Annotated in this window: 19 protein-coding genes and 5 pseudogenes; 23 read left to right on the plus strand and 1 reads right to left on the minus strand. The window is 56.3% G+C overall.

Annotation, left to right across the window (positions count from 1 at the left end; genetic code table 11):
* Positions 1–179: 179 nt before the first annotated feature.
* The 15 genes and pseudogenes from BA6348_RS08835 to BA6348_RS08905 form a co-directional block, all read left to right on the plus strand.
* Positions 180–1,364, plus strand: coding sequence for an ROK family transcriptional regulator (locus BA6348_RS08835; RefSeq protein WP_005828564.1), 1,185 nt, complete (start codon positions 180–182; stop codon positions 1,362–1,364).
* A gap of 23 nt (positions 1,365–1,387) precedes the next feature.
* Positions 1,388–2,518, plus strand: coding sequence for an extracellular solute-binding protein (locus BA6348_RS08840; protein ID WP_007785871.1), 1,131 nt, complete (start codon positions 1,388–1,390; stop codon positions 2,516–2,518).
* Between the two features lie 94 nt (positions 2,519–2,612).
* Complete coding sequence (locus tag BA6348_RS08845; protein ID WP_005828562.1) at positions 2,613–3,689, plus strand: ABC transporter ATP-binding protein; 1,077 nt, start codon at positions 2,613–2,615, stop codon at positions 3,687–3,689.
* 14 nt (positions 3,690–3,703) lie between these two features.
* Positions 3,704–5,431, plus strand: a complete 1,728-nt coding sequence (locus tag BA6348_RS08850; protein WP_005828560.1) for an ABC transporter permease — start codon at positions 3,704–3,706, stop codon at positions 5,429–5,431.
* Positions 5,432–5,547: 116 nt separating this feature from the next.
* Positions 5,548–6,574, plus strand: a pseudogene (locus tag BA6348_RS08855) (hypothetical protein); the annotation flags it as partial.
* Positions 6,575–6,708: 134 nt separating this feature from the next.
* Entirely contained in the window at positions 6,709–9,240 is a 2,532-nt protein-coding gene (locus tag BA6348_RS08860) for an NEW3 domain-containing protein (protein ID WP_122953366.1), read from the plus strand.
* Positions 9,241–9,436: 196 nt separating this feature from the next.
* Entirely contained in the window at positions 9,437–10,945 is a 1,509-nt protein-coding gene (gene argH / locus BA6348_RS08865) for an argininosuccinate lyase (RefSeq protein WP_005828556.1), read from the plus strand.
* The gene (locus tag BA6348_RS08870) at positions 10,945–11,955 is read left to right on the plus strand and encodes an N-acetylglucosamine kinase (protein WP_122953367.1); all 1,011 of its coding nucleotides are present in this window, start codon (positions 10,945–10,947) and stop codon (positions 11,953–11,955) included. The genes argH and BA6348_RS08870 overlap by 1 nt, the downstream gene beginning before the upstream one ends.
* 10 nt (positions 11,956–11,965) lie before the next feature.
* Entirely contained in the window at positions 11,966–12,703 is a 738-nt protein-coding gene (locus tag BA6348_RS08875) for a PIG-L deacetylase family protein (RefSeq protein WP_005828552.1), read from the plus strand.
* A gap of 291 nt (positions 12,704–12,994) precedes the next feature.
* Entirely contained in the window at positions 12,995–13,267 is a 273-nt protein-coding gene (locus BA6348_RS08880; protein WP_242507467.1) for a GntR family transcriptional regulator, read from the plus strand.
* Positions 13,264–13,518 carry a hypothetical protein gene (locus BA6348_RS08885; protein ID WP_005828547.1) on the plus strand — a complete coding sequence of 85 codons (255 nt, stop codon included), beginning with the start codon at positions 13,264–13,266 and terminating at the stop codon, positions 13,516–13,518. The genes BA6348_RS08880 and BA6348_RS08885 overlap by 4 nt, the downstream gene beginning before the upstream one ends.
* Positions 13,519–13,714: 196 nt before the next feature.
* The gene (locus BA6348_RS08890) at positions 13,715–14,272 is read left to right on the plus strand and encodes a nitroreductase family protein (RefSeq protein WP_005828545.1); all 558 of its coding nucleotides are present in this window, start codon (positions 13,715–13,717) and stop codon (positions 14,270–14,272) included.
* Positions 14,273–14,351: 79 nt separating this feature from the next.
* Positions 14,352–15,299 (plus strand): hypothetical protein, encoded by a 948-nt coding sequence (locus tag BA6348_RS08895; RefSeq protein ID WP_122953368.1) that lies wholly within the window; start codon positions 14,352–14,354, stop codon positions 15,297–15,299.
* Between the two features lie 401 nt (positions 15,300–15,700).
* On the plus strand, positions 15,701–16,603 hold the full coding sequence (locus BA6348_RS08900) for a sugar nucleotide-binding protein (protein WP_005828541.1): 903 nt from the start codon (positions 15,701–15,703) through the stop codon (positions 16,601–16,603).
* Between the two features lie 222 nt (positions 16,604–16,825).
* Positions 16,826–16,915 (plus strand): annotated as a pseudogene (locus BA6348_RS08905) (aspartate racemase); the annotation flags it as partial.
* A 41-nt stretch (positions 16,916–16,956) separates the two neighbouring features.
* Here the strand turns inward: BA6348_RS08905 and BA6348_RS08910 are convergent.
* Positions 16,957–18,107, minus strand: a protein-coding gene (locus BA6348_RS08910; protein WP_423734672.1) for an IS3 family transposase whose coding sequence is annotated in 2 segments (ribosomal slippage) — positions 16,957–17,849 and positions 17,849–18,107 — 1,152 coding nt in all. Because the reading frame shifts where the segments join, the coding sequence is not laid out codon by codon here.
* Between the two features lie 84 nt (positions 18,108–18,191).
* On the opposite strand from BA6348_RS08910, the pseudogene BA6348_RS27980 reads away from it, so the two are divergent.
* The 8 genes and pseudogenes from BA6348_RS27980 to BA6348_RS08950 form a co-directional block, all read left to right on the plus strand.
* Positions 18,192–18,338 (plus strand): annotated as a pseudogene (locus BA6348_RS27980) (aspartate racemase); the annotation flags it as partial.
* A 40-nt stretch (positions 18,339–18,378) separates the two neighbouring features.
* The gene (locus tag BA6348_RS08920; protein ID WP_237716684.1) at positions 18,379–18,717 is read left to right on the plus strand and encodes a DeoR/GlpR family DNA-binding transcription regulator; all 339 of its coding nucleotides are present in this window, start codon (positions 18,379–18,381) and stop codon (positions 18,715–18,717) included.
* A 242-nt stretch (positions 18,718–18,959) separates the two neighbouring features.
* Positions 18,960–19,680 (plus strand): annotated as a pseudogene (locus BA6348_RS08925) (ABC transporter substrate-binding protein).
* Between the two features lie 208 nt (positions 19,681–19,888).
* Complete coding sequence (locus tag BA6348_RS08930; RefSeq protein ID WP_129552184.1) at positions 19,889–20,185, plus strand: hypothetical protein; 297 nt, start codon at positions 19,889–19,891, stop codon at positions 20,183–20,185.
* Positions 20,186–20,196: 11 nt separating this feature from the next.
* Positions 20,197–20,565: an ABC transporter substrate-binding protein gene (locus BA6348_RS08935; protein ID WP_007785880.1), complete on the plus strand. Its 369-nt coding sequence runs from the start codon at positions 20,197–20,199 to the stop codon at positions 20,563–20,565.
* Between the two features lie 178 nt (positions 20,566–20,743).
* Entirely contained in the window at positions 20,744–21,799 is a 1,056-nt protein-coding gene (locus BA6348_RS08940) for a FecCD family ABC transporter permease (RefSeq protein ID WP_007785882.1), read from the plus strand.
* Positions 21,800–21,801: 2 nt separating this feature from the next.
* Positions 21,802–22,833 (plus strand): FecCD family ABC transporter permease, encoded by a 1,032-nt coding sequence (locus BA6348_RS08945; RefSeq protein ID WP_005831516.1) that lies wholly within the window; start codon positions 21,802–21,804, stop codon positions 22,831–22,833.
* A 38-nt stretch (positions 22,834–22,871) separates the two neighbouring features.
* Positions 22,872–23,279, plus strand: a pseudogene (locus tag BA6348_RS08950) (ATP-binding cassette domain-containing protein); the annotation flags it as partial.
* Positions 23,280–23,497 lie beyond the last annotated feature (218 nt).

Below are 23,497 nucleotides of genomic sequence, written 5' to 3' on the forward strand. Positions count from 1 at the left end.
TAGCTTTATTTTTTACTTTAATTGAAAATACATACACAAAAGTAAAAGTAATAAGCAAACATCCAGAAAATATCTGAAAGACAAGAGCAAATTATTTGACTATTCCGAAGGGTGTAGGTATAATTTGCTTATCTTTGTTAGTAAACTTAACTAACTGCTGTGGTGGTGATTGTATAGGCGTGCGAGCTCCGAGAAAAACAGGCAACAGTAAACTCGTCAAGAAACTGAACAAGGAAGAAGTTTTACAGCAGGTCATTCAGCACGGTCAGATTTCCCGCGCCGATATTGCCAAGCAGACCATGCTCAGCCGCCCGTGTGTCTCTGCCCTGGTCGATGAAATGATCCAGGAAGGACTGCTGCAGGAAGTGGGCATGGGCGATTCCAAAGGCGGCCGCAAGCCGATTTTGCTGGAGTACAACTACCAGGCTTACGCCATTGCCGGAGCGATCTTCGAAGGCTCGACGCTGGACATGGCGATTGCGGACATGAAGGGGGAGTTTCTCGCCCGGCATCGCAAGCGGCTGGCGCAGCCGGCGAATGGCGAGACCGTCATTGAGGATTTGGCAGCGGGTCTGGAGCGGCTGCTCGCCGAGAGCGGAATCCCGCGAGAGCGACTGCTCGGGATGGGTGTCGGCTTGCAGGGGGTTACACAGCGGGGAAGCGGTACGGTCAGCTTTTCGCCGAGCACCGGATGGATGGGGTCGCCGATTTTGCAAACCATCGAGGCGCGTCTGGGCGTGCCTGTCATTATCGACAACGATGTCAACATGATGACGCTGGGCGAATACGTTCGCGGGGCAGGCGTCGGCCACTCCAACGTCGTCTACATGTACGTCGGTACAGGCATCGGTGCGGGCATCATTTTGGATGGACAGTTTTACCGGGGGAGCCGGGAAGCGGCAGGCGAGATCGGCTTCATGATAATCGGCCCGGTACATAACCGCCCGAATGGCGCGTCAGGGGTGTTCGAGACGCATTATTCCATACCGGGCATTTGGCAGCAGGGCCAGGCCAAGGGATTTCTCTCTGACCTTCAGGAAGGGTCGAGTGTCATAGAAGAGCTCATTTTCCACGCCAAACAAAACAGCGAAGCCAGGCAGCTTCTTCTGGATGTGTACCGGCATTGGGCGTACGGGATGGCGAATATCATCAGCATCTTGAACCCGGAAATTTTGATCCTGAGCGGAGAGATGGTCCACGTCGATGATGAAGGGGTGAAGCAGATTCACGAGTGGCTGACCGAGTGGGTGCCGGAAGTGCCTTGCCTCGAAAAAGCCAGTCTGGGGGAGAGAGCAGGTCTGATTGGCGCCGTCCACAGTGTCTTGGAAGCGTTTCCGTTCACACGACTGCTTGACAAAGAGTGAGAAAACAAAAGGGGGAGTCAGTTTTGAAAAAGGTCAATCACAAGCTGAAAACTTGGATGAAAGGTGTATTCGTCAGCTCCTTGGCGCTGACGGTGGCCGCGTGCTCAGGTGGAGGACAGGAAGCAAAGCCTGCCGACAACGGCGCAGGCGGCCAAGCGGGCACACAGCCAGCGGCCGAAACGCCGGCTCCATCCGGCGAGCCGCAAAAGCTGGTCATTTACACCGGACGGGATAAAAACATTTTCGAAATCGTGTTGCCGAAGTTCAAGGAAAAGTACCCGAACATCGAAGTGGAGACGCTGGAGATGGGCGCGCAGCAAATTTTGGAGCGCGTTCGCGCCGAAAAAGCCAATCCGCAAGCAGACTTCTGGTGGGGCGGCACGCAATCCGCTCTGAGCACGGCCGCTGACGAAGGATTGCTTGCGCCGTACAAGCCGACGTTTGCCGACAAGATTCCGGACTTGTACAAAGACCCGCAAGATCGCTGGTACGGCGAGATGCTGCTGCCAGAGGTCATCATGTACAACTCGCAGGCGCTCAAGCCAGAGGAAGCGCCCCAAGATTGGGATGAGCTGCTCGATCCGAAGTTCAAGGACAAAATCGTCATCCGCAACGTCCTGCCGTCCGGCACGATGCGCACGATCTACTCCGCGATGATCTACCGCCAAGGCCCAGACACGCCGGAAAAAGGCTACGACTGGCTGCTGAAGCTGGACGCCAACACAAAAGAGTACACGCAAGACCCGACAAACCTCTACCTGAAGCTTGACCGTCAAGAGGGCGTCATCTCCTTGTGGAACTTGCAAGACGTCCTGATTCAGAGCAAAAAGAACAACCATCCGTACGACTTCATCTATCCGAAGAGCGGAGCACCGATTCTCGTAGACGGAATCGCGCTTGTCAAAGGCGCGAAAAACCTGGATGCAGCGAAAAACTTTATGGAATTTTTGATGAGTCCTGAGATTGCTTCCCAGTTGGCGAAGGAGCGCTTCCAGTTCCCTGCCCGCACTGATATCAGCAAGGACGATCTGCCAGACTTCATGAAAAACCTGGAGCTGAAGCCGCTGGAGCTCGATTGGGGCGTCATGGCCGCCAAAGAGAAAGAGTGGATGCAGCACTGGGACGAAAACATCAAGGGCAAAGGCAAGAAGTAAGCGGCAGTCGGCTAGACGGGAAGGAGCGTTCCTTTCCGTCTAGCTGCTTATGCCAAGCAAGAATGATTTGCCACGAAGGAGGAAACAAAACCGGATGAGCAGCGTAACACTCGATCACGTCCACAAAAGGTTTGGCAATGCAAAAGGAGTAGAAGACGTCCACATTCACATCGAGTCAGGTGAATTTTTTACGTTCCTCGGTCCGAGTGGTTGCGGCAAAACGACGACCTTGCGGATGATTGCCGGCTTTTACTACCCGACAGAAGGACAAATTCGCTTCGGGTCCCAGGAGGTTACGTCCGTTCCTCCGCACAAGCGCAACACAGGCATGGTTTTTCAAAACTATGCGCTGTTCCCGCACATGACCGTGTTCGAAAATATCGCGTTCGGCTTGCAGGTAAGATCCGTCAGCAAGACAGAGACAAAGGAGCGCGTAGAGCGAATCATGAAGCTCGTTCGACTGGAGGGCTACGGCGAGCGGCGCATCGACCAGCTTTCCGGCGGACAGCAGCAACGGGTGGCACTGGCGCGGGCGCTGGTCATCGAGCCGCAGATTCTGCTGTTGGATGAGCCGCTGTCCAATCTGGATGCCAAGCTGAGGGAAGAGACGCGCTTTGAGATCAAACGGCTTCAGTTGGAACTGGGAATTACGACGATCTACGTCACGCACGACCAGGCCGAAGCGATGTCGATGTCCGACCGGATCATGGTCATGCAAGGCGGGGAAGTGCAGCAAGTCGGCACTCCGCACGAAATCTACCACCGCCCTGTGAACCGCTTTGTCGCTTCGTTTATCGGGGAGACGAATCTGTGGGAAGGAACCGTGGTCGGCCTCGACCAGGAGGAAGTGCACGTGCGAATTTCCTCGGGCCAAGTGCTCAGCGGGCTTGTAAAAAATGCTTCGCCGCGCGCCAAGCTGGCTGTCGGGGAGCAGGTCACGCTATCCATCCGCCCCGAATCGGTTCAGGAGAGCAGCGAGCGGGAAGGGACGAACATCGTCGCAGGCACTGTCGTCCTGTCTGAGTTTACCGGGGCGTGCGTCAATTACGTCACGGCAGTCGGGCAGGAGCAGTTGCGCAGCATGTCCATCAACCTGGGACGCCCCATCAAGCAGCGCGGCGATACCATCGGACTGCACATACCGAAGGAGAGCATCTACTTCGCGGGATAAGGGGGAAAAAGCTTTTGAGAGCACAATTGCAGCAAGCGCCGGCATCGGTCAGACGAAAGTCGATCACCGCTTCACCCGCCTTCGTCTATGTGCTGGTCTCGCCACTCTTTTTGATTTTGCTGGCTTATGTCATCTATCCGTTGTTTGAAACGTTCGTCGCCAGCATCCATGTCGACGAGCAGATTACGTGGAAAAACTACACGCGCTTCTTCAGCCTGGAGCATACCGCCAATCTGGAGGCGCTGTGGACGAGTGTGTACATCTCCGTGCTCAGCGTCATCACTTGCGGAATCGTCGGCGTGACGATGGCGTTTTTGCTGGAGCGCTACGAGTTTCCAGGGCGAAAAATTCTTTCGGTGCTGGCGCTCGTCCCGATGGCTTTGCCCCCGTTGATCGGCGTTCTGTCTTTTACTTTTTTGTACGGCGAGAGCGGCATCTTCCCGCGCGCGATCAAGGAGCTGTTCGGGCTGGCCCAGGTGCCGTTTTCGCTCAAAGGCATCTGGGGCGTCGTCGTCGTTCATACGTTCACGATGTACACGTACTTTTTCATGACCGCGACCGCCGCGATCAAAGGGCTTGACCCGTCTTTGGAGGAAGCGGCCGCGAGTCTGGGCGCCAACCGCTTTACCGTATGGCGCCGCATCATTTTGCCGATGCTCACGCCGGCGATGGTTGCCTCTTCGCTACTCGTGTTCATGATTTCCATGGCTTCGTACACCGCACCGCTCATCTTCGGCATCGACCGGACGATGACGATGCAAATCTATTTGTCCCGCACCAATGGCGACCTCGACATGGCTGCGGCGCAGTCGACGATTTTGTCGATCGTCTCGATCGCGTTTCTGTTAATCATGCGCTGGTATCAGGGCGCGCGCAACTATCAAAACTTGAGCAAAGGCGTCAGCGTGCACCGGACGGAAATCAAGAGCAAAGCCGGGCGTTACGCCACGATTGTGCTGTCCTTCATCGGCACGGTCATTTTGATGCTGCCGATTCTCGTGCTGGTGCTCATCTCCTTTTCGGTGGATGGAACCTGGACGGTGCAAATATTGCCTCCGCAGTACACGCTGGAGCATTACGTAGACTTGTTTACCGACAGCAAGACGTGGCGTCCGATTGTCAACAGCTTGCAGTTGTCGGCGATTGCGTCGATCGGGATTGTCCTGTTCGGCGTGGCGGCGGCTTACGCCATGGTGCGCCTGAAGTTCCGCGGAAAGACGCTGCTGGATGTGCTGATTATGCTGCCGTGGGCTTTGCCGGGCACAGTTGTCGCGGTGAACCTGATCGCGGCGTTCAGCGAGCCGACCGTGTTCAGCTTTGGGCAAGTTTTGATCGGAACATTCTGGATTATTCCGCTCGCTTATTTTGTCCGCCACCTGCCGCTCGTCTTCCGGTCCACCTCGGCGACCTTGATGCAGATGGACCCGTCCGTCGAGGAAGCGGCGCGCAACCTGGGCGCATCGTGGTGGTACAGCTTCAGGCGGGTCGTGTTTCCGATGGCGTTGGGCGGAATCCTCGCCGGAACGCTGCTGGCGTTCGTGCAGTGTATCGGGGAATTTGTCGCCTCGATCCTGATCTTTACCCCGCGGACGACGCCGCTATCCGTCGCCATTTTCCAGCGCATGTACAGCTTCGAATTCGGCACTGCCTGCGCCTATGGCGTTTTGCAAATCGTCGTCATCATCCTCGTGCTGTTCATCTCTAGCAAGCTGACCAAAGACAAGGCCGGTACAGCGATCTAGCGAAAAGCGCTGTGCGCAAACGGCTTTTGTGGCAAGTCTCGTGGCATCACACTCTACCTGGCGAAAAAGGAGGCGCTTCACGTGGAGTGCAGCGAATCAAGGCCCGACCTACAATTACCGTGCTCCCGCCGTATTCCTTGACGCTGACTCTTTCAGCCGTCGTGCGCAACACGCTGCATACGGAGCAGCCTATTCCGGTAAAAGTAACATTGAAGCAGTATCGGCCAGGTAGCACGACGGCAAAAGTCTCGCTTGTCGTACCGGAAGGCTGGACGGCAGAACCGGAGTGTATCGACGTGCCGTTTGCTTTTCGCGGCGAAACGAGGACGATTGCGTTTACGGTGCAGACGGGACCACAGGTCGAAAACGGCAAGTACGAAGTTTTCGCGCAAGTAACCCGGCCGGACGGCGCGGCAGAGAGTGCCCGGGACGTCCAGGTGATCGAGTATCCGCATGTCGGCCGGACGTATTTTATTCGCCCGACGAAGCTTACCGTCCAGGCTTTCGACTTGGCGATCCCCGAAAATCGGCGGATTGGCTACGTCGCAAGCGGCTTTGACAGCATGGACAAATATTTGCGCGCAGTCGGCGTGCATTGTCTCAACCTCGACGCAGACGAGATCCAGTCGGGCGATTTGTCCCGCTACGACACGATTGTGCTCGGCATTCGCGCTTACGGCTTCCGCAGGGAGCTGATCGAGAACAATCATCGTCTCTTGCAATATGTAGAAAACGGCGGCAATCTCGTCGTGCAGTACCACAAGCCCGAGGACAAGTGGAAGCCCAGCCTCGCGCCGTACCCGATCTTCATCGGCGAATCGCTGATCGACTGGCGGGTCACCAATGAACAGTCAGACGTCCGCATGCTCGCGCCCGAACACCCGATGTTTTGCGAGCCGAATCGGATCACCCAGGCAGACTGGGACGGCTGGGTGCATACAATCCTTCGCGCTGGGGCAGCGAATACACGGAGCTGATCGCCACCAGCGATCCGGGCGAGCCGGAGTTTCGCGGCATTTTTTTGACCGCCCGCTATGGTAAAGGCATCTACACCTACAGCTCTCTCGCCTGGTTCCGCGAGATTCTGCAGCTTGTGCCAGGGGCGTTCCGCCTGTTCGCAACATGATTAGCCAGAAGCAGTAAGCCCAAAAGGCCATTCGTCTGAACAGCTCCAATCTATCGTGGGTCGATCCATGGCAGCAGCAACGAAGCACTCGCGTACAGACCGCCATGATTGATATAGACATCAATCGTAAAAGGGAATGGAGGAGAGTTCATTGAGGAAGGGGAAACTTGCCAAGCTTTACACGATTGCGGCCGCGGCCGCGCTTGCCACCAGTCTGGTCATCCCGCTGGCGCCGCAGACTGCGCACGCCGATCGGGGAGTCGTCGACCTGTGGAAAGCGATCAAGCCGCTCACCACGATTGCCAGCGCGATGAATACCGGAGCCCATCCGGACGACGAGCACAGTGCCATGCTCGCCTATTTGTCGCTCGGCAAAGGGGTAGACACATCCAGTGTCATCGCCAACCGTGGTGAAGGAGGACAAAACGAGATTGGCAGCGAGCTGGGCAACGCGCTGGGGATCATTCGTACCCGCGAATTGCAGGAAGCTTCCAAAATCACGAACATCCATCTGGAGAACCTCAGCGAGAAGATTGACGACCCCATTTTCGACTTCGGCTTTTCCAAAAGCCCTGACGAAACGTTGGAAAAGTGGGGCGAGGATGTCGCTTACGAAAGGCTGATCCGCAAAATCCGCACCCTGAGACCCGATGTCGTGATTCCCGCATTTTTGAACGAACCTTCGACTCACGGCCATCATCGCGCGATTAACGTCATTACCGTTCGGGCATTCAAGGATGCCGCAGATCCAAACGTTTTCCCCGAGCAGTTGAAAGAAGGTCTGTCCCCGTGGCAGGTGAAAAAGCTGTATGTGCCCGCCCAGGAAAAAGACTACTCCGTGAGTGTCCCTGTCGGAGCCTACGACGAGATTTACGGCGCTTCCTACGTACAACTGGGCGAAGAGTCCCGCTTCATGCACAAGAGCCAGGGCATGGGCCGCCACTATGACGAAGGGCCGAGCTTCAGCTACTACAAGCTGGATCAGTCCATCGTCGAGACGAAGGCCAAGGAAGCCGACTTTTTCGCAGGCATCGCCTACACCTTCGACGATTTGGCCAAAGAAACGGCCAGTCAGTCCGGCGGCGAAAAAGTCGCCAATGAATTGAAAAAGCTGCAAACAGACGCAGAAGAAGTCATTGCCGCCTACCCGAGCTTTGCCGCGGTAGCCAAGGAAGCGCACGAAATGCTCGCTGACGTGCAAAAAGCGCTGCGCGATGTCGAGTCGTCCTCGCTTCCCGCCGCTGCCAAAACGGATTTGCTCCACCGTCTGGGCGTAAAGCAGGCGCAACTGAACAAGGCGAGTGCAGAAGCGCTCTCGCTCGTGACAAAAGTGAAGCCGGAGACGAATGAGCTGGTCGCAGGCCAAACGACAAAAGTCACAGTGAGCGCGTACAACGGCGGCCAGGCCAAGGTGAACAACGTGAAGTTGGCGCTGAACGTACCGAAAGGCTGGCAGGCGAGGGCGCTTTCCGCCACCAGCTTCCCGTCGCTCGGCTACAACCAGACGGTGAAAACGACCTATGAAGTAACGGTGCCTGGCCATGCGGAGTTGTTCCAGCCGTACGCAGCTCCGGCCATCACGGCGGATGTCAGCTACAGCTTTGCAGGCTCGACAGCAAACAGCCATGTGCTGCCAGCCGATGCGGTCGCGGTGCTCCCGGCATTCGCCATGACGCTCGATCCGAACGCAACCGTGCTGAACACGCTGAAGCCGCAAGATCCGATTCCGGTGAAAGTGACAGTGAAAAACTACAATCCGGGTGCGGCCCAGACGAGCATTTCGCTGGAAGCGCCAGAGGGGTGGAGCGTTGAGCCGAAAGCGGCGCCGCTCGCCTTTGACGCCAAAGGAGAAACGAAGTCGGTAGCCTTTACAATCAAAGCGTCCGCTTCCGTCAAGCCGGCTCCTTACACGATTACGGCGGTGGCGGCAGGCGGCGGCAAAGAAAGCCGTCACGGGGCGCAAGTCATCCGTTACCCGCACATCGGCACGACGTATTTCGTACAGCCAGCGACACTCAACGTTCAGGCGTTTGACCTGAAAGTTCCAGCGGGACTCAAGGTCGGGTATGTTTCCAGCGGCTTTGACAACATCGATCAGTATTTGTCCCAGTTGGGCGTCGATGTGACGAACCTGACGGCCAAAGACATCGAATCCGGCGACCTCGGCCAGTACGACACGATTGTGCTGGGCATCCGCGCCTACGGCTTCCGGCCAGAGCTGATTCCGAGCAACGCCCGTTTGCTGAAATACGTGGAAAACGGCGGCAACCTCGTCGTGCAATACCACAAGCCGGAAGACAAGTGGAAGCCGGAGCTGGCGCCGTATCCGATCAAGATCGGCACGCCGCTGATCCAGTGGCGCGTCACGGACGAAAATTCGCCGGTGACGATGCTCGCACCGGATCACGCCTTGTTCAACACGCCGAATAAAATAACCGAAGAAGACTGGAACAACTGGATTCAGGACCGCTCGGCCTACAACCCGTCCGAGTGGGGCAAGGAATACACCGAGCTGATCGCAAACGGCGATCCGGGAGAAAAAGAGTTTACGGGCACATTCCTCACCGCCAAGTACGGAAAAGGAACGTACACGTACAGCTCGCTGGTCTGGTACCGCGAAATTCCTTCGCTCGTGCCGGGAGCGATCCGCATGTTCGTCAACATGGTCAGCTTGCAGCAGTAGCTGCGCGCCGCTTTGCCAAAATAATAGCGCTTTGCCTGGGAAGAGCGAGACGACCGGGAGCGGTCGTCTCCTAGGCCCGAGGTGAAAAATGGGCTCTGCCGAGGGCGAGAGGCACACGAAATCAAGCAGAGAGACACGAATCCGTCGCAGAAAAATGAGTAGCTGAACAATCGGCAGGGAAGGAGATGCGAGTAGGATGGATTACAGAGAACGCATATTTTTGCAGGAGGGAGCCAGTTTCCCGGGGAAGACGTACGTAGAGGCGGTTTTGGAGCCGGCATTCAACGAGGCCAAACACCACCTGTTGCAGCCGATGATGGCGATCAACAAGGCGCATCTAATCATGCTGCGCGAGACGGAATTGATTACAGACGACGAGGCCAAGCAGATTGCCCGCGCGCTCTGCGGGATCGAGCCGGAAGAGTTGCGTCGCTCGGCCTATACCGGGCAGTTTGAAGATTTGTTCTTTCAGGTAGAGAGCCGTTTGCTGGAGCTGGCCCCCGATGTGGCTGGCAACCTGCACCTGGCCCGCAGCCGCAATGACATGGGGATCACGATCTACCGCATGGTGCTGCGCGAAAAATTGCTGGTGACGATCGCTTCTGCCCTCTATCTGAAAGAGCATTTGCTCCTTTTTGCGCAAGAACACGCCGAGACGGTCATGATCGGTTATACGCATACCCAGCAGGCGCAGCCAACGACCATGGCGCATTACATCATGGCGGCGACAGACCTGCTTGGCCGCGATATCAAGCGGCTGATCCAGGCGTATCAGACAGTCAACCGTTCCCCGATGGGGGCCGCCGCCCTGACGACCTCCGGCTTTGCCATCAGCCGCGAGCGGATGCGCGAACTGCTCGGCTTTGACGAACTGGTGGAAAATTCGTATGACGCCGTCTGCGGCGCGGATTACTTGGGCGAGGTGGCGACGGCGGTACAACTGGCTGCGATCAACCTGGGGCGCACAGTCCAGGATATGCTGCTCTGGTGCACGCAGGAGTTTGGCGCGCTGAAAGTCGCAAGCCCGTACGTGCAGATCAGCTCGATCATGCCGCAAAAACGCAATCCGGTTTCGTTTGAACATATGCGCTCGCTGTTGTCCAGCAGCGCCGGAAATGCAACGACTGTGTTGACGATGATGCACAACACGCCGTTTGGCGACATCGTCGACACCGAAGACGACATGCAGCCGTACGCCTGGAAAAGCATGGCCGTGCTGGAGCAGATGTACCGCCTGATGGCGTGCGTCGTCGGGACGATGGAAGTCAACAAGGACGTTTTGCTGGAACGAGCCAAAGGCAGCTTCGCAACCGTGACGGAGCTTGCGGATACACTGGTGCGCACAGATCGCCTCTCGTTCCGCAAGGCGCATCACATCGTGAGCCGCGTGGTCAAGGAAGCGACCAGCGCCAACCTTTTGGCCAACCAGATCAGCCTTGCGCTGGTCAACCGTGCGGCGGTGGACGTGATTGGACGAGAGCTGTCGATTACGGCAGAAGAGCTGCGACTGGCACTCGATCCGGTGCACTTTGTCATGATCCGCAAGCTGCCGGGCGGCCCGAATCCGGAAGAAATCAAGCGGCAAATCGCTGAGCGCAGAGCCGTTCTCCAGCAGGAAAACGCATGGCTTGTCGCGAAAAAACAAGCCTGCACAGATGTAATGAACAGGCTCGACCAGATGACAGCCGAATGGAGTGTGGGGTAATGGCAGTGGTGCGAATACCTCTTCTGGCAGTGGACGGAGGGGGCACCAAATGCTTGGCGGTGCTCGCGGACCGAGCGGCAAGAGAAGTCGGCCAAGGCCGTTCTGGCTCTTGCAATTATCAAGGAATCGGAGAAGAAGCGGCTGCTCGCGAGCTGGTCGCAGCGATTCGCCAGGCGATGGAGGATGCGGCAGGGCGCGGCACCTTGCCCCCGTTTGTCTCGGGACAGGGCGCAGGCGAGCTGGAATGGGAAGTGGACTGCGCCGTTTTCGGGATCGCAGGTCTGGACACGGAGCACGATCGGCGGGTGATCTCGCAAATGGTGAGTAAAGTGCTCGATCAGCTCGGCATTCGCGTCCACCAACTCATCGTGGAAAACGACGGGTTTGCCGCCTTGCTCGGCGCAACTGGCGGCAAGCCGGGCATCCTCGTCATCGCCGGGACAGGTTCCATCGCCTTTGGCGTCAACGAGGCGCAGGAAACGGCACGCGCCGGAGGCTGGGGCCATCGGGTCGGCGACGAGGGAAGCGGCTACTGGATCGGCAAGCAGGCGATCATGGCTGTGCTGCGGGCAGCAGACGGCCGCGGCGAGCCGACGCTTTTGAAGGAGCTGCTACTCCCGCACGTAGGGCTTGCGCGCGTCGACGAGCTGTTCAATTGGACCTACAGCGAGCACTATTCCGTAGAAAAAGTAGGCGAGCTGTCTCCTTTGGTCAGCCAGGCGGCGCTCGCGGGAGATCAGGTGGCAGCGCACATTTTGCAGGTGGCGGGCGAAGAGTTGTTTGCTGCGGCTCGCGCTGTCATTGAGGCGCTGGACATGAAGACGAAGCCGTTTCAGATGATTATGCAGGGCGGCGTCCTGCAAAACGACGATCGCGTCCGCAAAATCGTCGTGGAGCACGTCCAGCGCTACGCTGCCCAGGTCGTCATCGAAAACGCGCAAAACGAACCGATCTACGGTGTCATAGCAAAAGGATTGGCGTATTTGGAGCGTCAATCCGGCAGCAAGTGAGGTGCCTGAAATGAAAAAAGTGATGGTCGTTTTTCCCCACCCGGATGACGAATCGTTCGCCTGCGGGGGAACACTGGCCAAATGCAAGGCAAAAGGCCAGGAGACGCGCCTATTGTGCATTACGTCCGGCTGCAAGGGGCGCTCCGGACCGTTTGCGATTGAATGCAGGGAAAAGCTGGCCCGTCACCGGGAGCAGGAGCTGGCAAAGGCCGCGGAAGTGCTCGGCATCAAGCGCCTTGATTTGCTCCGCTATGCAGACGGCTCCCTGCAACATGCCGATCTGCACGAGCTGACCGCCAAAATTCGCGACGCAATCGTGGAGTGGAAGCCTAACGTCGTCATCACGTTTCCGCCAGACGGCGTGACAGGCCACCCCGATCACATTGTCACCTGCAAAGCGACGACGCTGGCTGTCGCGCAGGCAGAGGAGCAGCTTGCTTGCGGGGAATATCCGGATTTGTACTACGTCTCGATCCCGCATTACTACGACCATTGCCCGGATCGCGGCCCCGAGCCTGCTGTTCCCATCACCGGCAAAGTAGACATCACCGACTACCGGACGCAAAAAGGGGAAGCGCTGCGCGCCCACCAAAGCCAGGTCTATTCCGTCAACCGCGCCTATCCGGGCGTCATCGACGGCGATTTTTCGGTCATCGGCTGCTACGAGTATTACACGCTCGTCCGCTCGGCGGGCCAGCGAATCGAGCCAGTCCGGGGGACGAATGGCATTCCGGTAATGGAGCTGTAGAGCGGCTTTGCCCGCTCGTCCCGCAATCCGCAAGAACATGTCTGTTTATCCAGCGGCTGTTTTCCGTCATTGGGCGGAAGCAGCCGCTTTTTTCAACCGTACATGTGACGGCGAATCTAGCTCAGCCATTTGATAGACTGCTTTCATCGGGCATATAATGAGGAGAGAAAAGGTTATTTTGCTTGAGCGCCTGATGAAGAGAAGAGGTGGCTTCTTATCGCGAATCCGACAAAAGGGCAAAAAGACAAAAAAGTTCTGAGATATATCAAGGCGTACAGGGAAATTTTGAACATGATCGAAAACGGCCTTTATCCTGAAAACAGCAAACTTCCGTCCGAATCAGAATTGTCCCACATGCGTGGCATCAGCCGGATGACTTTGCGGCAGGCGCTTTTGCTGCTTCAGGAAGACAGGTATATCGTCATGCGTCTCGGCTCCGGCAGCTATGTCAGCAAGGTGCCCAGCGAAAAACGTGCAGGACTGGAAAAAAAGACAAACCCGGTCTATACAAGCTCGCAGTATGGCAGCAACGGGCTTGACCCAAGAAAGGAGCGGCAGCGATGAATTTTTTCCTCACTCTCTTTTCCAAATACAAATGCCTGATCTATACGGCGTTTGGCCACGAGCAATATTTGCAAATCGTGCACAAGCTGTCTGCCCACGGAGTGCGGTTTCGGACCCGTTCGCATTCATATGGAAGCAATTATTTCGGTGACAGTGCGGGCATGCTTCCCCGCGACAATCGGACGCAGTACGATATTTACGTCAAAAAAGAAGACGTGGCCAAGGCTCATCAGGCGATTCATGCAAGGTGAGGCGTCCGTTCTGATGGCTCCCCAGCCGCGCTCGCTAGACGAGTTCGAAGCTAAGGCCGAGCGGGCAATCCATGCAAGGTGAGGCGCCCAGGTCTTCCGGCGCAACTCGCCCCGCTTTCTATACGAATCGGCGAGCCATTATATATAATGAAATGGGAAATTTGTGCAAGCGAAAGAGAGCGAGGAGGAAACAGACGTGTCCGTAGTAGAAGCACTCAAAGAGAGAAGAGCCGTCCGCAACTATATTCCAAAAGAAGTCGAGACTGAAAAAATCAAGGCCTTGCTGGATTGCGCCGTATTGGCGCCGAATGACCGCTTGCGTCAGCCGTGGCATTTTTACGTCATCCGCGGAGAGGCGAAGCAACGGTTTGAGGCGATCGCCAAGGAGTTTTTGCTGGAGCGCTTTCCAACCAAGCCGAATCTCGTTCAGGATTCTTTGGCCGTTTTGGAAAAAACGCCGCTCGTTATCGTCGTGACAGCCGATGTGATTCCGGGCGACGAAGCTTCGTCGGAAGACAACGAGTACGCGGTGTGCTGCGCGATTCATTCCATGTGGCTCGCTGCCCGGGAGCTCGGGCTGGGCATGGTGTGGCGCACGCGAGGCGTAGGACTGGTGCGTGACGAGCGCCTGATGCAATTCCTCGGCTCGCCAGAAAACAAAAAGGTCGTAGGCACGCTGTTCATCGGCTATCCGGAAGCGGATGCGCCTGTGACAAGCCGCGTCGCTGCGGAAGACAAGACGACCTGGCTGTAAAAGATGTAAAATACACCGGAAAACATGCGGCAACAGAAACGATCCATGCATAAGGCCACAGGCAGCTACAGGCTTCCTTTTGCTTGCGACAGGCACTGTGCTCGCCTGGGCATTCGGCCTGCAAGATCGGGCCGCGATTGCTGCTTCCATGCAGTCGTTTGGCTTCAATCCGCCGACGGTGCACATTGACAGCCTGATTCAAGGGATTCCGCACGCGCTGCCGTACTTGGCTTCTGCTGTGCCGCTCGGGCTGGCCAACTATATTTTTGACCTGGAAAACATCGAGAGTGCGCATGCCGCAGGGGACGAGTACAAGACGAGACAGGTCATGCTCGCCAACGGCATTTCCTCGATCATCGGCTGCTTCTGCGGCAACCCGTACCCGGTCACGGTCTACGTCGGACATGCCGGCTGGAAGTCGCTCGGCGCAGGAATCGGCTACACGGTCGCGACAGGCTTGTCGATGTTCCTTATTTCCCTGTTCGGGATCGGCGCCTTTTTGCTCGCGGTCATCCCGGTGGCGGCGATCGTGCCGATTCTCGTCTACATCGGAATCGTCACGGCGAATCAGGTCGTGCGCGAGACGCCGAAGCTGGAAGTTCCGGTCATTTTCACTTGCATGTTCCCGTGGATCGCAAACTGGGCGCTGACCTTGACCAACAACGTGCTGTCTGCCGCCGGAACGACAGGCGCACAGGTCGGGGCTGCCGTCATGGCGAACAAAGGCGTGTACTACAACGGCCTGGTTCACCTCGGCAACGGCGCGCCGATCAGCAGCATGGTCTGGGGTTGCATCGCGATTTTTGCGATTACGGACAGGCCGTTGCGCGGCGCTGTCGCTGGTGCTGCGGGGGCGATTTTGTCCGTGTTCGGCATCATCCACTCCCCGACTGTCGGCTTCGCGCTGGAGCCGTCCATGCAGTTCGTCTACTCGTACCTGATGGTCGCCGCTATTTTCGTCGGCAAGTACATGATGGACAAAAACGCGCCGCACGCCCAACTGCAACAAACAGACGCAAAAGCTTGACCGTCCCGTCCGAAAAGCGAAGAAAGCCATGATCTGAAACAACTAGATCATGGCTTTCTTTTTTGCAGTGGATCAGTCGTCGCGGCCGCCGCGAACCGTTACAATCAGTCGGTCGCCGGGACGAAGCGTGAGCCGGAAAGTCCGCCTGCGGCGTTGTCTGGCCTTGTGCCGTCTTTTGCTGCTCATTGGAAATCCCCCCTTGCTCTTTCGTTACCATACTTTATGCGAGCGACAGCGAGGTGCTTGGACAAGTGGCGTAGGGAGCTTGACCATTTTTGCGGACGAGGGGGCGATTTGGCGTGTGCTATGGTACGCAACGCGGCTGGCTTTTTTTGTTCACGCGGCCAGCAAAAGTATAGTAGACTTGGATCATACTGGAAAAGGAAGAGAGGGGCGCTGGCATGAACAAGCACCGCGTCTTGCTGCTGGGGGCAAGCGGTTATTTGGGGGCGCAGATTTGGCAGGAGCTGCGGCGGATTGGCACGTACGAGATCGTCGGGACGTACTGTTCCTCGCCAGCTTCAGATGCTGGCCTGGTGCAGATGGATGTGACCGATTCCGCGGCGTTTGCGGCATTGCTCGATGAGTTTGCGCCGGATGTCGCCATCTGGGCGCTGATGAGTACCGCCGATGAGCAGGCCATGATCGCAGCAGGCATGGAGACCTTGCTCGGCCGTTTGCCGGCAAAGAGCAGGCTGATTTACCTATCCACAGACGGCGTTTTCGGGCAAGGGACAGGCTCTTTTGCGGAGGACGATCAGCCTGTGCTATTGGACGAGCGAAATCCGCTGGCAGGCTATTCGCATGCAAAATGGTTCGGAGAGACGCTCATCCGCGAGCGGCACGATCAGCACGTCATCGCCCGCATTGGGCCGATCTACGGCTGCAATTCCCGTGGCAGGTGGGACAAAAGAATCGCGGCGATTCGCCAGGAGCTGGAGGCTGGCCGTGAAGTCGTGCGCACGGGCAATTTGTACAAGACGTTTCTCCACGTGCAGGACGCGGGCCGAGCGATTGCGGAATTGGCGGGCAACCCGTACGTCGGGACATTGCATCTCGGCCCTGCGCAAAAAGAAAGCTATTATTCGTTTGCGCGTAAAATGGCTGCCGCGCTGGGGCTTGATGCCGCTGCCGTAAAAGAAGATCGCCTGGACGATACAGAAGCAAGGGCAAAAGGCATTCCGCTGGACACTTCGCTGGATACGAGCAGGGCGCGGGAGATTTTGCACACGCGTTTTCGGCAGGTGGGCGCAGAAGGGACGGCGAGCGGGATGCCGCTGCGGGGAGAAGGGGCTGTTCGTTGAACCTCGGTTTTCTTATGGGCAGTCGTCCGGAAAAATAACTCGCTACGGAATTTCCTCAAAATGAACGCCGCCAAACCGATGCTCGCTATTCGTCAATTCCTTTTGCAACATAACCAGATGATAGCAGTAGTCGGTTTTGCTCGAGCGCAACCAATCGGTATGCGTAGCTGTTTCCGTAATTCGCGAAACCAGTATAAACCAAGCCCACAAGGAGGTAGCGCTATGAAAACTATCGGACTGATCGGCGGCATGAGTTGGGAGTCGTCGCTCGTTTACTACCGTCTGCTGAACGAAACGGTCAAGGAAAAGCTGGTCATAGCCCCGTCAAGTAGACACTAAAAAAAGACGCTATCTTAAGCGGCGATCGATTCCCGGTATTGGACTGGGGAGAGGTCGCCGAGTTTTTTCTGGAACCGTTCTGTATTGTAGAATTCGATGTATTCAGCGATCAGTTTGCGAGCGTGAGCTATATCTCTTGGTTTCTCCAGATACAACTTTTCCGTCTTCAGGTGTGAAAAAAACGATTCAACACAAGCGTTGTCGAAGCAGTTCCCCCGTCTGGAATGGCTTCCGGTTAGCCCTTGTTCTTGCAACAGATTTGCGTATGTCTTGGTAGTGTACTGGAATCCTTGGTCGGAGTGCAGGATCGCATCTCCATTACCCAGTTGCTTCACCGTAGACAGCACAAGATCAAGATCGTTTCTCTCCGACACTTCCCAAGCAACCGTTTCGTTATTATACAGATCCAGGACCACGGACAGATAAATGAAGTCATCGACGACTCGAATATAGGTAATATCGGTTACATATTTCTTTCTAGCCTCGTCCGCAGCGAACTGGCGATTAAGGACATTGTTGAACACGATGGAGGGCTTGCGGCCGGCAAATGGACGCTTTTTGCGGATCACTGAGCGGATGCCCAATTCTCGCATCAGTCGGCGAACTTTCTTCGTATTTACTTGTAGTCCCTCTTTGCGTAGAGCCGTGCGCATTCGTTTATACCCAAAGTATGGGCGAATGCGGTGAATTGCCAGTATATGTTCCTTTAGGTCGGCATCCTGCTCCACACGTACCTTACGAACCTTCTCCGTCGACTTCCACTTGTAGTAGCCCGCCCGGGAGACCTCCGCTATTTCGCATAGCATGACCACAGCGTACTTGCGACTCATTTCTTCGATCGTCCTAAACCGGGTTTGCTTATCCAACTTCCCTCCCCGTGTAGATTTGGATTGAGCTTTTTTAGGTATTCGACCTGCGCTTTCAAGTAGTTGTTCTCTTCCTCTAGACTGCTGAAATACTTCTTGATCCATCGCCCTCTATAGTCTTCAAACGTTTCACCGTTTTGCCGTTTCTGTACCCACTCCCGAATCTGCGTCTTACTTTTAATGCCTAATTTCTCCATTATCATTGGGTAGCTCCAATGCTCCTCAACCCGCAAACGTACTGCTTCGCTCTTCGTTGCTTCGTCATATTGCTGCTGTTTTTGCCCTTTACGTGGCGGCATAAGAAAATCCCCTCCGGTCAACAGTGTTGATCTCATCATACCATGAGGTCTTTTTTCACTGTCTACCATGAGGGGATAATACCAAAGCTGGGCGGGCTGCACTCCGCCAAAACGATCCTCTACTCCGTCGATTTTGCCGAGATCGAGGAAATGCAGCGCGAAGGACGCTGGGCAGAAGCGGGCGAGCGCATGGCGCAGGCGGCGCAGGGTCTGGAGGCGGCGGGGGCTGAACGGCCTGCTCAGCGCAGAGGTCTACTTTTTGGGCGGCAGGGTGAACGCCAAACATTACCGCGTTGGCGGTCCGTTTGCCGAGAAGATGATGAAGTCGTTTTACGTCGACAAAGCGTTTCTTTCCATGGATGGCGTGCTGCTGCACAAGGGCCTGACCTGCTATGACCCAGAGCGGGCTGAGCTGGCCAAGCATTTTATCGAAAATGCCAATGAGAGCATCGTGCTGGCCGACCATTCCAAAGTCGGGATCAGCACTTTGTGCAAAGTGGCGGACCTCAAGGAAATTGACATGGTCATTAGCGATGCGGCCGCCCCGGAGGAATGGAACGAAGAGTTGCAGGCGAAGGGTGTCACTTGGCTGGTGGCAAAAGAGCTGTAGGCGGGCACCAGCGAAAAAACGAATGAAACACGAACAGGCCGGATTGCTCCGTGGGGGAATCCGGCTTTTTGCGTTTTGTCCAAAAAGAGGCGCGAAAGCCGGGGCGCTGTCGCGAGTTTGGACAAAAAATAGTGGAGAACGTGCATTGTTTGTCCTCATGGAAGCACATAAGATGATGAAAAAGCTTGTGAGAATGATAATCATCATAAGCTCATCAGCAGCAAAAGAAGAGAGGGTAAAACATGGGGAGAAATCGTCGGAAAATCGTATTCGCGTGGCTGGCAGTTTTGCTGATCGCAATGGCAGGACTCGCCGCGTGCGGGGAAAAAGCGCCGGAACAGCAGGCTGCAGGCACAGGCACAGAGAGCGGGCAGCAGCCAGCCGAGCAACAGCCAGCGGCCAGCAAGGAAGCATCGGCAGAAACGAGAGTCGTCCAAGATGCGTACGGTGACGTCACGATTCCGGCTCATCCGCAGCGAGTGGCGGCCATTTATCAGGAAGACTTTTTGCTGGCCCTGGGCGTGACGCCGATCGTCCAATGGTACCACCCGGCATGGGGCAAACAAGATTACCTTGGCCTGGATGTGCCGCCGTTTGACATTACAGGCAGCATGGAGGCGCTGATTGCCGCCAACCCTGACCTGATTATCGTCGACGGAGGCGCGGATAAAGAGAAATACGAGCAGTACAGCAAGGTAGCGCCTACCTATAAACTGCCGGACGAGCTGCGCAACGACACGATTGGCCGCCTGAAAAAGATCGCCGACCTGTTGGGCATCCCGGAAAAAGGATTCCCCGGAAAACAAAGAGGCGCTGAAAATTCTCCAGGACCCGCTCTGGCAATCCGTCCCGGCGGTGAAAAAAGGGCATGTGTACCAGATGAACCGGACGCACTGGCAATCTGGCGCGATCATTGCCAATATGATGAAAGCAGACGATCTTATCAACACGTTCGTCAAGTAAAGCCAGCCGTTGTCTAGGCGAGCTGGGAGCCAGGCAGAAAGAGGGTGGCCCGGGGCAGATGAAACTGCGTCTCGGGCCGCCTTCTTCGCTTTTTTCCATTTTCCACAAGCGGCATTCGCCGTAGCCGAACCTGCTCTTTTGCTTGGCAAATCCCGTTTGTCCCCGTATAATATATAATGATAATCATTCTCATGTGATGGGTGAGGATATGCACACTAACGGGACGAAGAAACAACTGTACCCATCAGCGATTTGCGTGCTGACGGGCATGGAACGAGGGGTTCTTGCATCGCATTCTTGCCAGGACAGCACGGAATCGAATGATTTTACCATGATCGTGACCACGGATGGACTAGGCGTCCTGCAAGTCGACCAATCCCGCTTACGTCTTGGAAAAGAAAGCTGCTGGATCGCCGCGCCGGGCCAGCGTGTGCAAATTTGCGCCGCTGAGCGGGAACTCGAATACTATCGTTTGCCGCCCAAAACAAGCTGTCCCGCAGTCTGAAAGGACAGACGGTGGCGTTTTTGCGCATTTTGCCAGACAAGATCATCGTGGAGAAGACGTACACGGCTCCCGTGATGTTTGAGGATTTGCGCATGCAGCCGCACCCGCTGGTCAAAGCGCTTTCAATCGCCGAAGCAAGGGCAGGGGTGTCGCGGGAGTGGCTCGCCTCGCTTGACGCCGACCACATTTTTTACTCGTTCGACAAGTGGCACGAAGCGGACGAAGGCGCGGAAAAGCGGCTGATCGACCAACCTGTCTGGCAGTCTCTGCGAGCCGTACGCAACAACTGTGCGTACGAGGTCGATTTCATCACCTGGATGAATCACGGAATCATTGCCAACGGGAAAAAAATTGACGAGATTCTCAGCGTGTTGGCCTAGAGAGTTGGGAAATGTTTCAATCGTACAAAAAAGACCTCTCTTTTGTCCATTGACACCTTTTTCGTCAATCGCCTAAAATCCTACTATGATAATAAGAATCAATTTCAGATTTTTGCCGGAAGGGAAGGAGAAAGCGTCGTTCAGTGCATTTACATAATGAATGGAAAAGGTGGCTAGCATGGGTCAACAGGTACAATCTCTGAAACAAGGAGCCCAATCGAAAGCGGAACAGTTTCGTTCGCGTCCGTGGGCAGCAACGCTGATCCTGACGGGCGGGGTCTTTGCATTGATATTCGGCATGTTTCTGTCCGTATCATTCGGGGCAGCAGACATCCGGTTTTCTGTCGTTTGGGATGCCATTTTTCATTTTAATCCAGATATTACTCAGCACCAGATTATTCAGGAGATACGTCTTCCCCGCTTACTCGGGGGCGCGATGGTCGGAGCCAGCTTCGCTGTTGCTGGCGCGATCATGCAAGGGATGACGCGCAACCCGCTGGCAGACTCCGGCTTGCTCGGGCTAAATGCCGGGGCGGGCTTCGTGATTGCGCTCTGCTTCGCGTTTTTTCCGGGATTGCCGTTCATGTACTTGATTTTGTACGGCTTTTTGGGCGCAGGCGTCGGCGCAGGATTGGTTTACGGGATCGGCTCGATGGCCAAAGGCGGGCTGACCCCTGTGCGGCTCGTGCTTGCCGGGGCGGCGCTCAGCGCGCTTTTGTCCGCGCTCAGCGAAGGGATTGCGCTGTACTTTAAAATCGGCCAAGACCTGGCTTTCTGGTACGCAGGCGGGGTAGCCGGAACGAAATGGTTCCAGTTGAAAGTGATGTTCCCCTGGATTGCGGCTGCCATCCTGGGGGCGATTGTTTTGTCCCGTTCGATTACGATGCTCAGTCTCGGCGAGGAGATCGCCAAAGGGCTGGGGCAGCGAACGGCGCTTGTCAAGCTGGCGGGTACCGTCATCGTTTTGATTTTGGCAGGCTCGGCCGTTGCGGTTGTAGGCGCGGTTGGCTTTGTCGGCCTGATTATTCCTCACTTGACCCGCTATCTCGTCGGGGTCGACTATCGCTGGATTATTCCATGCTCGGCCGTTTTGGGCGCCTTGCTCGTCGTCTTTGCCGACCTGGCCGCGCGAATGGTGAATCCGCCGTACGAAACACCTCTGGGAGCACTTATTGCGCTGATTGGCGTTCCGTTCTTCCTTTACCTCGCACGTAAAGAAAGAAGGGAGATGTAGATATGCAACCAGCTACGGCTCATTTCGATGCCCGCAAGCGCAGCAGGGGCATCCTCGTCATGACCATTTTGTCCGTGCTCATCCTGATCGCTTTCATCATCAGCATGAACACGGGATACATCCGTCTGTCGCCTATGGATCTGCTCATGACCTTGTTCGGGGCGGGGACAGAGAAGCAAAACCTGATTTTGTTTGATTTCCGTTTGCCGCGCATCGTCATTTCGATTTTGATCGGCGCTGGTCTGGCGGTTTCCGGCTGCATCATTCAAGGGATTTCCCGCAACGCTTTGGCCGACCCGGGGATTTTGGGGATCAACTCCGGCGCGGGCTTGATGGTCATGCTGTTCATTTCGTTCTATCCGTCGACGGCTGCCGCGCCTGTATTTTTGCTGCCGGTATTGGCTTTGGTGGGCGCGAGCCTGACGGCGGCACTGATTTTCGTTCTTTCCTATCAGCGGCACAAAGGCTTGTCGCCGATTCGCATCTTGCTGACCGGGATCGCGGTCGCTGCGGGCATGAGCGCGGCGATGATCGTGCTGACGCTCAAGCTGAGCCCGGACAAATACCAGTTCGTAGCCACCTGGCTTGCCGGAAGCATCTGGGGGACCAACTGGAAGTTCGTCCTGTCGCTCTTGCCGTGGATCGTCGTCCTGCTGCCTTTCGTCTTTTACAAGGCGCGGGTGATGAACGTCCTCAATCTGGGAGAGGAGCTGTCGATCGGCCTTGGCGCTCCGGTGGCGAGAGAGCAGCTCAAGCTGTTGGCCGCTTCGGTCGGACTTGCCGCATCGTGCGTAGCGGTCAGCGGCGGTATCGGCTTCGTCGGCCTGATTGGCCCGCACCTCGCCCGCAGGCTTGTCGGGCCGAAGCACGAGATGCTGCTGCCTACTTCTGCGTTGACAGGGGCGCTTCTGGTCATCGTCGCCGACACGATCGGACGCTGGATTTTGCAGCCGTCCGAGATTCCGACCGGGATCGTGGTCGCTGTCATCGGGGCTCCGTACTTCTTGTACTTGCTTGCCCGTTCGAAGGCGTAGAGAAAAGAGAGAGTCTGTCACTGCGGGGGGAGAGATATGAGGAACTGTGGGAGGTGGCCAGACGAGCGCAGTTGGAAGAGATGATCCGTTCCATGCCGGACGGGCTGGACACGCTGATCGGGGAGCGGGGAGTCAAGCTGTCCGGCGGTCAAAAGCAGCGTCTGTCCATCGCGCGGATGTTTTTGAAAAAGCCTCCGATACTCATTCTCGATGAAGCGACCTCCGCTCTCGACACCGAGACGGAAGCGGCGATTCAGCAGGCTTTGGCGGAGCTTTCCCAAGGGCGTACAACGCTCGTGATCGCTCACCGCCTGGCGACGATCAAAAACGCAGACCGGATCATTGTCGTCGCCGACCAGGGAATTGTCGAGCAAGGGCATCACGACGAGCTTTTGCAGACGAAAGGCGTGTACAGCAGGCTGCACCAGGCGCAGTTCGGCTCGTAAGCGGGCAACTGCGTACACCTGGGCGCGGAAGCTTCGCTCTCCAGCGAAAACGAGCGAAAACGAATAAGGCCAAAAAAGTGGCGAGCGTATCTTTCGAACCAGTGGTTTCGGGAGGTGCGCTCGCTTTTTTGATGGGCGACTGCGCTGTGTCCAGTCGGTCGGCCCCGCCTGGTAGGACAAGCGTTTCGGCCAGTTACGCCGGGCTGTTCTGTGCAAAA

Source organism: Brevibacillus agri (assembly GCF_004117055.1).
GTDB lineage: Bacteria > Bacillota > Bacilli > Brevibacillales > Brevibacillaceae > Brevibacillus > Brevibacillus agri.